Here is a 12968-nt window from a genome sequence, read left to right as displayed (position 1 = left end):
CCGAGCACTCTAGCTATCGATACCGAGGATCACCTCGCTGGCTTTGATGACGGCTTTAACCGGCTTGCCCGGTGCCAGTCCGAGGTCTTCGACAGCATCAACCGTGACCGTCGAGGTAATGGTGTTGCCACCACCGACATCGATTTTGACCTGTGCGGCCACGGCACCCTTCTTGATCTCGGTGACTGTGCCGGAAAGCACGTTGCGTGCGCTCAACTTCATGGGGTGGTCTCCTGCGGTTAGAGGCTTTCGAACGTTCCGAACCGGAGCGGAGCCAAAGCGCCGACCGGTTTTGCGACGATAGCGCCAGTACGCGCCGTTAGACAATCCGTCGGCGCAACTACGGGAAACTAGGGCTAACCCGCGTTCTTCCCCTCTCAGCCACCTGGTCAAGAGCGCTTTGCGCTGCGTCTAAGCGTTCGCCATCCGATCACAATGCCCGACACCGAAATGACGAGTCCGGCGAGGGACAACACCCAAATGATGATGTCTCGTGCGGGCTGGTTGCGCAGCAAGATCGGCAGGTCGTAGTCATGAAAGAAGTTGAACAACCAGCGGTATATCCTGCCGCTACTGTCGCTTAGGCCCGCGATCGCTCCCGTCGCCGGATCGAGGAACAACCATGTCGCCGCAGGATCGTCGAACATCGCCCTGATGACCGGGAGCGGTCGTTGTCGGTGATGCGAATACCAATAGACGTCTTCCTGGGTGAGGACTTCCGTTTCGACGATTTGGTTTCTGGGCCGCACGTGGCGCGCCGCCTCTAATAAGACGTCATTTTCTATCTGCGTTGTGACGCCGGTTTTCGCCTCTGCGAGTGCTGTCGTGCTGTGATTGCGCGCGATTATGAAGGGCTGTCCGCCGATCCAGGAAAACGAAATGTCCGTGGGCTGCTGCCGGCCAACAGCGTTGAGGGCTTCGGGTGTTACACCTGAGGTGCTCGCCGGCGTCCAACCAGCGTAGCCCGTCCGCTGTTCCTGCGTGACTTGCGTGCGTGTGAACATTTGGAATGGATTGACGGAGAGCCATCCACTGAAGATCCAGGTTGTCAGGAAAATCCCGCCCACCAGTCCTCCGATGTGATGCCATTTCATCCAGCCGCGATAGGGCGTGACGCGGCCGCCCTTGTACGGTTTGCGTACGCGTAGTCTCAGAATGCCGATCCAGAGCCCTGTGATCGCACCTATGACGAGGGGGCCCGAGAGCCACATGACGGATTGACGCCATAGCTGCTGATCCCGGCGAATTGGCGTGAAGTAGATCCAATGCGGGATCGCCCCGAGCCAATTCCAGAAGCGTTCGGTCCGCGTCGCGTTCTGCACGATCTCGCCGGTTTGGGAGGACACATAGACGATTGTCCCCCGGCCATCATCAATGGCGAAGCGATAGAGCGGGCGGTGCGCGTCGTAGCGGCGTGTCACCGTCCACTGGTCATGGTCCAGCGTCTCCATCAGGCGGTGGGAGACGCCAGGAAAGACCTTGAACAGATGCTGCGCGGCGTCCTCTGCACTGACGCTCCCGATCTCGTCTCCCGTCTCTGCGGAAATCACGACGTGTTTGCCACCTGCCACGATGCGGTAAACCGGCGTCTCTCCGAGCATTTCAAGCCGGAAGGCGGTCGGGTAGATGTTCGTTCCCGCCTTGGCCAACGCGACGTCCGGCGTGACATTCACACGCGCCGTATCGACAGTTGGAAGTGCCGCGATGCGTTCCTGATCACTCCAATTCGGAAAGGGCACGTAGAGCATCACGAGGCCCGACAAGAACCACATGACGCAGAGCACGCAGGTCGCCACACCTAGCCAACGATGAAAGAGGTACAGCCAGCGCTTGGCGGTCTTCACCGTCCGCCGCGCGACACCATTGGGCGCGCGCGACGGAGTGGTGAAGGCGCGGGGTCCTTCAAGCCGGATCATGTCAGTACTTGATCCGGTAGCTCAATTCAGCCGAGCGCGGGGGTGCAAGTTGCCACTCGGTTGTGCTCCCGCCCGTCGTATAGACCTCGTCGAAGACGTTGAAGACGCGCAGGGAAACTGCGCTCTTTTCGGTCACGTGATAGTCGAGACCCAGGTTAACGACCGTGAAGTCGGGGCGCTCCACGAGGTTGGCATCGTCACTGTAGATGGAGCCAACCCACTGTGCGCCGATGCGGGCTTCCCAATCGGGAAGAAATGCCCAAGTCAGCCAGCTATTGATGACCTGCTCCGGCACGTTCCTCGGGCGCTTGCCGGCGTAGTTGATTCCGCCTGAGCCGATGTACTCATCATAGCGCGCCTCGAGCAATGCGACGTTGCCCTCATATCGGAGCGTGTCGGTGAGCTGCAGGGCAAGCGAAGCTTCAACGCCACGCGAAGATTGCCGACCAACCTGCTGGACGATGTCCGGATTGTCAGGGTCGCGCGAGAGAAGGTTCTTCTTCTCGATGTCGTAGCCTGCCAGGGTCCATTCGCCTCGTCCGTTCCAGAACGATTGTTTTACGCCGATTTCAATCTGACGCCCCGTTGCAAGATCGTACTCAGCGTTTGATTTGCTGAGCGTGATCAGTCCTCCAATGGGATCGACGCCCGTCGCATACTGCCCGTAAAACGCAAGCCCCGGCAGCGGGCTGTAAACCGCGCCCGCCCGCCATGTGACGTTTGAAAACTCCTTCGTGAAGCGTTCTCCGGTTATGAGATCGTGCCGCTCCATCGTCGGCCGGTCGAGGCGGATGCCAGCCACGAGCGAAAGTTGGTTGGACAGCTTCAGCCGATCCTCGGCGAAGAGCGCATACTGCGAGGTCTCGGTATCGAACTTCGGACGTGTACCGTCCGTGTTTATGAACCAGCCCGGATGCGGGTTGAACGGATCGACATCGGATGCGCCGCTGTATGGAGAATTGTTCGTGTGGCGGAAATCGATGCGGTTGACGTCAAAGCCGACCACCATCTCGTTCTTGACGCCGCCCGGAAGAGCAGTGCGGACCGTGGCATCCAACCGATTTCCGATCTGCTCCTGATCATGAAAGATCTCGATATAGGAGGACCGATCTATACGGCCCGCGTTGTACGCATAGGACTCGACGTTGCGCCAGTGACGGTTGCTGGTCAGACGGTAGGCGGTGTTGCTCAGTTCAATCCAATCTGCCGGTTTCCACTCCGTCTTGAACTGGGTCCAGTTATCCCGGTAGTGAACGTCGCTGTCGCGGACGTTGTAACTCTTGAAGCGAATGCTGTCCGGCACCGTGCCGTTGATGAGCGGCGTGCCCCAGTAGCGCAGAGGGGACTGATCGCCGTAGTCTTGTGAAACGGTGAAGGACAAGTCGCTCGTCGGGCGCCACCGCAGAGCTCCAGACACCGCGATTGAGCTGAAGTCTCCCTCGTCATCGAGCCAGCCGTCAGACTTGATGCCGCTGGCATCGAAGCGATAGGCGAGACTGTCACTGATCGGGCCGCCAGAACCAATGCCGAAGCGTTTCGTGGCTTCGGTGCCGATCGCGATCTCGGCTTCATGCGTAAAATAGTCGGTCGGCTTTTTCGGCACGACGTTGACGACGCCGCCGATTGCGCCTTCTCCATAAAGAACAGAGGCCGGACCACGGAGCACTTCAATGCGTTCGGCCGACCACGTGTCGAAGGGAAACGAAACGGTGCCCGAGCCCACATAAAGACGCGTGCCATCGTAAAGCTGCATCACCGAACCATGGCCGACGAACCCACGAGCCGTGAGACTGCTGCCGCCGTTGCCGGGAGCTGCGGCAGATGTAAAGCCGGTGGCGTTCTGGGTGACTGCTTCTGTGACAGACTGCTGTCCACGCTCGCGAATGGATTGCGCGGGAATGATCTCCACGCTCGCTGGCGTCTCCAGCGGCGTCAGCCCAAGCCGACTGCCTGTTGCAGCGGGTGCATCGAGGTTCAAGCCAGGTTTCGTTTCTCCCTGCCCCGTGCTGGCGGATGCCGTTTCGGCGAGAGTTGTCGGGATCGGTTGCGACACCGCTGTTGCCCCGGCCTGAGGCTTTTTCGGCTTTGGTTTCGCCGAAGAGGTTTGCTGCGTCGTCACTTCGATGGTGGGGAGTTCCACCGCCTCATTGGCTGCTGGCGCAGTTTGCGACATGGCTTTGCCAGCGAAGCCGGGGGCGACGACGGCAAGTGCTAATAGGCTCAAACGCGAAGCGTGTAGTGAAGGTATTCCAAGGACATTCGACATGATGATCCCGTCACAGACTATGGACGGGAGAAACGGCGGACACTTCCTAGCCCACGCAGAGCAGCCACGCTGGCCGCGGCAACAGGTTGCAACGACACAGGCGCGCGCGTGTTGAACTGCGCGGTTCTTTTAAGTCTGTCAGTGAGTTTTCAAGACCCTAGGCATGCCTGACGCTGCTCCCAATCGGTTGCACATCAGTCGCCACTCGGGTGGTCCGTTCATCCGCGCGGCCCGCACGGTGAAAGGGCGACTCGCAACGGCAGGTCTCCTGGCTCGCGGCTCGAACATCTCTCTCCGACCTTCCCGGGCTTCAACGCGAAGCGCCAGTGGCATGTTTGGAGGAGACTTGCCGCTTACAGTTGCGGGCGCAGCCACGGCGTTGATACGCTAAGGTACCTCACCGTGTTCCCTCTTCGTCATCTACATGCTCGCGCACATAGCGAAACCGTTACGCCTCTTAAAACGCGTTAGATTGAAACGGATGTCAACGCTAAATCTGCGGTACACAGAGGCTATGAACAGAGGGGGACAGGAATGCAACGCTCCTACGCGCTTTCCCCATCACCTTCAGGCTCACGGCTCAGCAGATAGATGTCCATGATCCAGCCATGATGCGCCCGTGCGGCAGCACGCGTCTCAACGATTTCATCCATCATCTCGCGTAAGGCGCCGCTCAAGAGAATTTCTTCCCGCATGCCAACGTATGCGCCCCACCAGATCATCACCCCATCTGACGGGATATGCTGAAAGCTGCACTCCCCATCCAGCATGACCAGCAAACGATCCGCGCCATCCGGCCAGCCCTCTTCGCGCAAGCGCCGTCCCGTTGTGATCAGGACGGGCGTGCCAATGGTGTTGAGTGGAATTTTATGTGCGGCTGTCAGACCCTGCATCGAGGTGATGCCTGGAATAACGGATATCTCCGGCGCAGGTTTGAGGCGCGCGGCTATGCGCATCGTACTATCGTAAAGTGAAGGATCACCCCAGACGAGCAACGCGACACGCGCCTGATCCGGCAGGCCATCCATTGCTTCTGCCCATACCGATGCAATCGCATCATGCCAGTCGTCCACGCCTTGGCGATAATTGGGATTATCGGCGTCACGTTTCGGGAGTTCGAATTCCACGATCTGGGTTGCGGGGTTGCTGATGACCTCTTCGCATATCGTGCGTCTCAACTCCGCCAAGTCGGCTTTGTTCTTTCCCTTTCGTGGGATCAAAATCAGATCGGCGCTATTGAGCGCGCGCACAGCCTGCAACGTCAGATGTTCCGGATTTCCGGTTCCAATCCCAACGAGAAGCAATTCGGTCATAGTTTGCCTTTGGGGCCGCACGTAACGATGCCCGTGCGGCCCATATAAAGGTTTTCAATCTCAGGCCGCATGATGAAGGCGCGGCGTGACAAGGCCGGAATCCCTGAAGCCATGCAATGTCTTGGCGATGGCAAGAACGGCCAGGTCCGCCAACGGCTCAACCACGATGACCAGAAGATAAGCACCGCCAAACATCGCGATCGCGTTGAGATTGTCGGCAGCAAATCCATGTCCGTAGAGCGCCCAGAAGCCAACCCAAAGCACGACACCGCTCTGGTAGGCCGTTGAGAGCGCGAGTGTCTGACGGTATGTGAGATCAACATAGGGAGTCTTTGCTGGAATGATGCGTTCGGCCAATGCTGCTACGGCAAAAAGAGGCACCAGAAGCGTGGTCACGTTCATCCCGTACTGTGGCAAATCGAACGGTGCGAAAAGCAGTCCCTGGATCAACAGGCCAAGTGCCAATCCAATGGCAGCGGGCGCGGCTCCGAATATCAGAAAGAGCGTCGAACCGAGAATGAAATGAACCTCGGAAACCCCAACCGGGTAATGTGGAAACACTTCAAAAAACGAGAAAACCAGCGCGGTAGCCGCGGCACTGCGCACGGCAAGCGAGGCCAATCCTTTGGTGCGCAGCGTATCGACCGCCAATTTTAGGGTGTAGGCGCCCGCGCCTGCGGCTGTGGCGTAGCTGAGCGCGATTTTCGCGCCGGTTACGATACCAGGTTCGATGTGCATGTCAGGTCTCCTAGCCGTCCTGGACGGCGATCGGTCGATCAAGGTCAAGTTGGATGCATTTCGCGTCAGCCGGCAGAGGCCTTCTGACCGTGTTGCGTGGCTTGGAAAAGATTTGCGTTGTCAGTCTGTGGCTATCTCCTCCGCTTTGGCTGTGGATAGTTCGGGGGCAAGAGCGCCGAACAGGATCAAGGCCGGCGCTGATGACTGATCTTCAGAGGAAAGCTCTTGGGCTAACTCCACGACGGTGCTGCGGTAGAGCCGCTGGTCAGGACTAGAGATTGCTTCGGCGAGAAGGGCAGGCGTGCTTGCGGGCAGACCTGCTGCAATCAACCGCTCGGCCAGAATTTTGAATGTCCGCCGTCCCATGTAGACCACTGTCGTGGCTTCTGCGTCGGCCAGCGCTGCCATGTTCAAATCCTCAGGCAACGCGCCGGTGACATCGTGCCCCGTCACGAATTGCACGCGGCGCGCGACCAATCTTCGCGTGAGCGGAATACCTGCGGAGGCCGCCGCGGCCGAAGCTGCCGTCACGCCTGGGATCACTTCGTATTCGATCCCTTCGGCGGCGAGCGCTGTTATCTCTTCTTCGAGGCGGCCGAAGATGCCCGCATCTCCGGACTTAAGCCGCACGACCCGTACACCCGTCCGTGCATAGTCGACTAACAAACGACTGACGTGATGCTGCTTGGGCGACGTGCGCCCCGCGCGTTTTCCGACACCAACCAGATCGGCGCCATCGCGAACGTGCGTCAGGATCGGACCCGAACAGAAGTCGTCGAAAAGCACGGCGTCAGCACGCCGCAGCCGATCGACCGCTTTTAGCGTCAGCAGCTCAGGATCGCCGGGGCCCGCGGATACGAAAGAGACGAAACCGCTCACGCCGCTGCCTCCGCGATAAGATGAAAGAAGCTCCCGGTTACATGCCCGCGGCGGGAGCCCGTCTCGGGAACACGCGTGCCTTCTGCGTCGACGACGTCGGCAAGCGGCTCATCGGGTTGTGTGAGAATGGTGGAATAGTGGAACTCGTGCCCACGAAGCCGCGCCCCGGGCTGCCGTCCGGGAATGGGTGCCGTCAAAGTCGCGAGCCGGTATCCGAGGTGCATGCGGCGTTTTTCGTAGGAGGTGACAAGGCCAAGTAAGCCAGTCATCTCGTGCCGTTGCCCGTCGGCGTCGATGAGAGCCTCGCCCAACGCCATGTAGCCTCCGCACTCGCCGTGAACCGGACGCGTTGCGGCGAAGTTTTTCAAAGCTTCACGGAATTTTCTTGCCTGCGCGATGCGCCCAGCATGAAGTTCCGGGTATCCGCCGGGGAGCCAGCAACAGTCGGCGTCCGGATCGGGTGTCTCATCCGCCAGAGGGGAAAACGGAATGATTTCCGCTCCGGCCTTCCGCCAGGCTTCGAGGAGGTGCGGATAGACAAAGGAAAACGCGGCGTCACGCGCTAGCGCAATACGTTGGCCGGGAGGAGAGGTACCGTTGGTGGTTTGACCGCTCTGAGGCGTGGTCACGCCCGCGGTTGCAACTAGTGCGTCGATATCCAGATGCTTCTCAATGAAGTCGGCCATTTCCGCCAAGATGGATGGAAGCGTGCTTTGTTCTTCGGCTTGCACAAGGCCCAGGTGCCGCTCGGGAACCGCGATTTCTTTCTGGCGCGGCAATGCACCAAGTACCGTGATGCCAACGTCCTTCATCCCTGCTCGGACCAAAGCCTCGTGGCGTGCGCTCGCCACACGATTCAGCACGACACCTGCGAGCTTTACATTGGCGCGCATGGTCGCGAAGCCGAGCGCCACTGCGGCTGCCGATTGCGCGTGCCCGGAGACATCGAGGACCAGAACCACTGGCCAGTCCATCATGGCCGCGAGGTCAGCACTTGCACCAGTGCCGGATGCGCCTGTGCGCGCGACACCATCGAAGAGGCCCATCGAGCCTTCCGCGAGGATAAGATCTGCTCCTGCAGCCGTGGCTACGTGATGAGATATCTCAGCTGCGCCCATAGCCCAGGTATCGAGATTGGTCGAACGCCTCGCCGCTTCGATGGCTGCTGTGTGAAAACCTGTATCGATATAATCCGGACCGCTCTTGAACGGCTGGACGTCGCGACCCCGACGGCGGAGTACGCCCAAGAGGCCTAACATCAAGGTCGTCTTTCCGCTTCCCGAACGGGGTGCGGAGATCATCAATCCAGGTGGCAACTGGCCAGCCATCACGCGCCCTCCGGGAATCTTGGGTTCGTGCCGACGGGCCGATAGCGGCGGTCATAGTCGCCTGCATAGAGGCGGCTTTCGTCGAAGCGTTCCGCCCCGATCGTGCGGCCTACAAAAATGAGAGCTGTGCGTTCGAGTTCCTCACCGATTGCACTGTCGAGCGTGGCGAGGGTCGCCCGTTCAATCCGCTGATCGGGCCAGCTTGCGCGCCATACGATGGCGACGGGACAATCCGACCCGTAATGAGGGATCAACTCCGCGACGACACGATCCAACATATGGATCGATAAATGCAGGGCGAGCGTCGCGCCGGTCGCCGCAAATGCCGCGAGCGTTTCCCCCTCAGGCATAGCCGTTGCGCGCCCCGACGTTCGCGTGAGGATCACCGACTGAGCAACGCCGGGCAAAGTCAGTTCCTGACCCAGCGCGGCTGCAGCCGCGGAAAACGCAGGTACGCCCGGTGTGACGTCGTAGGCGATGCCAAGCTCACGCAGGCGTCGCAGCTGTTCTCCCATTGCGGACCAAACAGACAGGTCGCCGGAATGCAATCGCGCGACATCCAAATCAGCCTCATCCGCACTGACGATTTCGGCAATGATCTCGTCGAGTGATAGGGGGGCCGTGTTGACGATCCGCGCGCCCGGCGGGCAGTGGCTCAACAACGCTTCAGGAACCAGTGATCCCGCATAGAGGCAAACTGGGCAAGCTGCGATGAGATCTCGTCCCCGCAACGTGATAAGGTCAGCTGCACCGGGGCCAGCTCCGATGAAATGTACCGTCATGGTCCAGCTCCTTCCGCGATTGCGGCAACTGCCATGCCGTCAGATGAAATCACCCTGGGACACACCAGCCGTGCGCCCGCTCCGGCAGCAGCGAGCGCTGCCGCTTCAGCAAGGCTTCCAGTTCCAAAAAGCGCAGTGACGCGCTCGGACTGCGTTTTCGTCTGCACACTGGAAAGGGCTCGCTCATCCAGCGACAGAACCGGCAGCGCGAACTTTGACGCAAGCGCCTGGATCGCGGGATGCCCGCTCTTGCTGACGTGCGTCGCCAACGCCGCAATGGGGACCTCGCCTGCAAACGCGCGCGCCTTCTCCAGCGCGTCGGCCAATGCCATCTGCGTCGCGCCTTGTCGGAACCCCAAACCTGCCACTCTCATCGCGTTACGCTCCACTGAGTTACGGGCCGCGCGGAAACCCATCCGCGCTTCTGCCCGAGCGGCTGCACTTCCGCAGTTTCGATGCGCATGAGGGAGCCACCGCAGCGCCCGTGCCAGCCGGCGATCAGGCTTTCGCTTTCAAGCGTGACTGCATTGGCGACGAGGCGCGTTCCCGGGGACAGGACGCTCCAGAGCTTCTCCAGCAGCGCATCTGATGCGCCGCCGCCGATGAACACCGCGTCGGCATGCGCCAGGTCGTTTAGCGCCTCGGGGGCACTGCCTTCGACAACTTTGACCGCTTCCGTGACACCGAATTGGGCAGCGTTCATGCGAATAATTTCCGCGCGCTCAGCTTTCGGCTCGATGGTCGTCGCGGTGCCGCCCGCTAATGCCCATTCGATTGAAACCGAACCGGAACCACCGCCGATGTCCCATAAGTGCTCGCCGTGACGGGGCGCAAGACTAGAAAGGCTGACAGCGCGGATCGCGCGTTTTGTGATCTGCCCGTCGTGCGCGAATGCATCGTCCGGCAGACCGGAACTGCGCTGCCTTCCTGCGGCTCCGGCAACCTCTATCGCGAGAGCTACTGGCGCCCGCATATCGTTGAAAGCGAGATCGACCGCGTGAACAGACCGAATGCGCTCATTGGGGCCGCCGAGCGCCTCCATGACCCAGAGCATCGACTTGCCAAAGCCTCTTTGATCAAGCCACTGGCCCAGTGCCGTAACGGCCGCCGCATCACGCATCAGGCAAATCAGGCGTCGCCCGCGACCTATGTGTGGAAGCAGTCGTTCAAAGGGGGCGGCGTGAAGACCAACACAGTGGGTCTCTTCCAACCGCCACCCTAGCCGGGCCGCTGCTATTGCAAATGTCGAAGGTGTGGGAAACGCGCGCCACTCGCTGGCTCCGAGACACTCTGCCAGTGTGCTCCCGGCGCCGTACCAGAAGGGATTGCCAGATGCCAGTACGGCAACGTTGCGACCGCGTAAATCAAGTACTGGTTTTATAGAGAAAGGTACCGGCCAAGGACGCCCCCGCCCACCGATTTCCGCAAGCTCCAGGTGGCGTGGTCCTCCGAAGACGACTTCAGCGCCTTCCAATGCACTGCGACTTGCATCAGACAGGCCCTTCACGCCATCTTCGCCGATGCCGATTATCGAAAGCCACGGATCAGTCATGACACGCGTCCTCCTTCTGGGCGGCACAACGGAAGCCAGTCGTTTGGCCCGAGTCTTTGCAGAGGCTGGGGTGGACGCTGTGTTCTCTTATGCCGGACGCACCAGCCTGCCGAAGGCGCAACCCCTTCCGACGCGGGTCGGTGGCTTTGGTGGTGCTGAGGGGCTGGCCCGCTATTTGCGCGAGGCTGCGATCACGCAGGTCGTCGATGCGACGCATCCATTCGCGGCGCAGATGAGCCGGAACGCGATCACCGCATGTCAAATCACGGGGGTTCCGCTTCTCGCTTTCGAGCGCGCACCCTGGGCTCCCGAAGTTGAAGATCAGTGGCAGCGCGTGCCGGATATCGAAGCGGCCGTCGCGGCTCTTCCACAAGCGCCGTCGCGAATTTTTCTCGCCATCGGGAAGCAAAACCTTTCGACGTTCGCGTCCGCCCCGCATCATCACTATCTGCTGCGGTTGGCGGACACGCCCGGCGCTCTTCCGCTGCCAGACGCCTTCGCCATTATCGCGCGCGGCCCCTTCAGCATTGCGGAAGATGAGGCGCTGCTTACCACGCATCGCATCACGCATGTTGTTGCGAAGAATTCGGGCGGCGAAGGTGCCGAAGCGAAGCTTGTTGCCGCGCGCCGTCTGCGGTTGCCGGTGATCATGATTGACCGCCCGGTGCTTCCGAACCGGAATGTGACCGACAGCGTTGAGACCGTGATGGCTTGGATACATCATGGCGCGGACCTCGGTGTGTAGACGTATCGTCCGACCCGCCGGGTCGCGGAATTGCCGACGATGACAACCGTGCGCATGTCAGCCATGTCCGCTTTCGCCTCGGAGAGGGGCACGGTCACGATCCGTTCGTCAGGCGTCGTGACTGCGCGCGCGAACGTAATCAACCGATCCGGCCCACATCCTGCGCGTAAAATTTCTAGGGCGCGGGCGAACTGCTGAGGCCTGCTTGCTGAACGTGGGTTGTAGAGAGCCACAGCAAAGTCGCCTTCGATCGCCAATTGCAGTCGGCGCTCTACGAGCTCCCACGGTTTGAGGTTGTCCGACAGGTTTATGGCGCAGAAGTCGTGACCAAGGGGCGCACCTGCGCGTGCGGCCGCGGCGAGCATCGCCGTGATCCCGGGCAGCACGCGGATCTCGACGTCAAGGTATTCGGGGGCGCTTTCCAACGCTTCGAACACCGCGGATGCCATCGCAAAAACGCCTGGATCGCCTGACGATACGACCACCACGTGGCCGCCATCCGAGGCGAGTTGCAATGCATGGCGTGCGCGATCAAGCTCTACTCTGTTATCGGAAGCGTGGAGCCGTAAGCCCTCGCGCGGCGGAATTCGCGCGACGTAGGAATTGTACCCAACGACATCACTAGCCTGTGCTATCGCCGCGCTGACCTCCGGCGTCATCATGGCCGTATCGCCCGGCCCCAGACCGGCGATGGTGAGCGATCCATTTAAGAATACATCGCTCATTCCCGCACCTCCGGCCGACGGCCTTTACCGTGCAAAAGCACGATGGAGAAGTAGGGACATTCAGCGTGTTTTGCTTCCGCGAGTCGGACCTTCTTTTGTCCATCCATCGTGCCGCGTTCGACGAGCCAAGCGTCGTCCAGCCTGTCGGCTGCAGCAAAAGCGCGTCGGATCTTTGCTAGGTTGCGTCCGGTTTTCATTATGACCAGCGCATCCGCGGTTTTGATGTGCCGGGTCAGTTCGTCTTCGGGCAGCGTGCCCATCAGAACCGTCAGAACATCATCACCCCATGTGATGGGTTCGCCTGTGGCGGTCCAGCAGCCGGACATGCCCGAAATGCCCGGCACGATCTCGACCTCCGTGCGCCCTTTCAAGCGGGTGTGCAGATGCATGAAGGAGCCATAGAAGAATGGGTCTCCCTCACACAGCACAATGACTTCGCCTTCGAGGGCCGCAAGCCGAGCGGCCCAGTCGTCGTAGAATGCAGCAAGTTGTGCGACATATTCCGGACTATCGAACGCGATTTCGGTCGTGACCGGATATTCCATCGCGTGTTCGATGACGTTCTCTGGCAAGAGCCCGTTCACGATCTGGCGCGCTACGCCGGGCCGACCCTTCTTACGGAAAAAGGCGATCTGACGCGCGGACTGAATCAGGCGATATGATCTGACGCTCATCAATTCGGGATCTCCGGGCCCCAGCCCTGTGCAGATGATCCTGGCCATCG

The 12968-nt window shown here is 60.4% G+C and carries 13 protein-coding genes and 1 riboswitch; of the genes, 1 reads left to right on the top strand and 12 read right to left on the bottom strand.

Going from position 1 to position 12968, the window contains the following annotated elements; genetic code table 11:
• Positions 1-9 precede the first annotated feature (9 nt).
• The 10 genes from BLS30_RS11880 to cbiE all read right to left on the bottom strand — a co-directional run bounded on the left by BLS30_RS11880 (position 10) and on the right by cbiE (position 10774).
• Positions 10-222, bottom strand: a complete 213-nt coding sequence (locus BLS30_RS11880) for a TOBE domain-containing protein (protein WP_046479012.1) — start codon at positions 220-222, stop codon at positions 10-12.
• Positions 223-389: 167 nt separating this feature from the next.
• Positions 390-1916: a PepSY domain-containing protein gene (locus BLS30_RS11875; protein WP_082101127.1), complete on the bottom strand. Its 1527-nt coding sequence runs from the start codon at positions 1914-1916 to the stop codon at positions 390-392.
• Between the two features lies 1 nt (position 1917).
• Complete coding sequence (locus BLS30_RS11870; protein ID WP_210184032.1) at positions 1918-4182, bottom strand: TonB-dependent receptor; 2265 nt, start codon at positions 4180-4182, stop codon at positions 1918-1920.
• A 241-nt stretch (positions 4183-4423) separates the two neighbouring features.
• Positions 4424-4647: riboswitch (cobalamin riboswitch) on the bottom strand.
• An 80-nt stretch (positions 4648-4727) separates the two neighbouring features.
• Entirely contained in the window at positions 4728-5495 is a 768-nt protein-coding gene (gene cobF, locus BLS30_RS11865) for a precorrin-6A synthase (deacetylating) (protein ID WP_046479014.1), read from the bottom strand.
• Between the two features lie 60 nt (positions 5496-5555).
• Positions 5556-6233 (bottom strand): energy-coupling factor ABC transporter permease, encoded by a 678-nt coding sequence (locus tag BLS30_RS11860; protein ID WP_046479015.1) that lies wholly within the window; start codon positions 6231-6233, stop codon positions 5556-5558.
• 120 nt (positions 6234-6353) lie between these two features.
• Positions 6354-7112, bottom strand: a complete 759-nt coding sequence (cobA, locus tag BLS30_RS11855) for a uroporphyrinogen-III C-methyltransferase (protein WP_090229004.1) — start codon at positions 7110-7112, stop codon at positions 6354-6356.
• Positions 7109-8440: a cobyrinic acid a,c-diamide synthase CobB gene (locus BLS30_RS11850; protein WP_046479017.1), complete on the bottom strand. Its 1332-nt coding sequence runs from the start codon at positions 8438-8440 to the stop codon at positions 7109-7111. Before BLS30_RS11850 ends, cobA begins: the two co-directional genes overlap by 4 nt.
• On the bottom strand, positions 8440-9222 hold the full coding sequence (cobM, locus tag BLS30_RS11845) for a precorrin-4 C(11)-methyltransferase (RefSeq protein WP_046479018.1): 783 nt from the start codon (positions 9220-9222) through the stop codon (positions 8440-8442). Before cobM ends, BLS30_RS11850 begins: the two co-directional genes overlap by 1 nt.
• Positions 9219-9596, bottom strand: coding sequence for a cobalamin biosynthesis protein (locus BLS30_RS11840; RefSeq protein WP_090229000.1), 378 nt, complete (start codon positions 9594-9596; stop codon positions 9219-9221). The genes cobM and BLS30_RS11840 overlap by 4 nt, the downstream gene beginning before the upstream one ends.
• Entirely contained in the window at positions 9593-10774 is a 1182-nt protein-coding gene (cbiE, locus tag BLS30_RS11835; protein WP_090228999.1) for a precorrin-6y C5,15-methyltransferase (decarboxylating) subunit CbiE, read from the bottom strand. Before cbiE ends, BLS30_RS11840 begins: the two co-directional genes overlap by 4 nt.
• Here cbiE and BLS30_RS11830 point away from each other — a divergent pair.
• Complete coding sequence (locus tag BLS30_RS11830; RefSeq protein WP_090228996.1) at positions 10773-11519, top strand: cobalt-precorrin-6A reductase; 747 nt, start codon at positions 10773-10775, stop codon at positions 11517-11519. The two genes, cbiE and BLS30_RS11830, sit on opposite strands and share 2 nt — an antisense overlap.
• On the opposite strand, the gene cobJ is transcribed toward BLS30_RS11830, so the two are convergent.
• Positions 11495-12244, bottom strand: coding sequence for a precorrin-3B C(17)-methyltransferase (gene cobJ, locus BLS30_RS11825; protein ID WP_090228994.1), 750 nt, complete (start codon positions 12242-12244; stop codon positions 11495-11497). The two genes, BLS30_RS11830 and cobJ, sit on opposite strands and share 25 nt — an antisense overlap.
• Positions 12241-12966, bottom strand: coding sequence for a precorrin-2 C(20)-methyltransferase (cobI, locus tag BLS30_RS11820; RefSeq protein ID WP_046479023.1), 726 nt, complete (start codon positions 12964-12966; stop codon positions 12241-12243). Before cobI ends, cobJ begins: the two co-directional genes overlap by 4 nt.
• Positions 12967-12968 lie beyond the last annotated feature (2 nt).

Origin of the sequence: Filomicrobium insigne, assembly GCF_900104305.1 — a bacterium.
GTDB classification, from domain to species: domain Bacteria; phylum Pseudomonadota; class Alphaproteobacteria; order Rhizobiales; family Hyphomicrobiaceae; genus Filomicrobium; species Filomicrobium insigne.
This window is presented reverse-complemented; position numbering and strand designations above follow the sequence as displayed.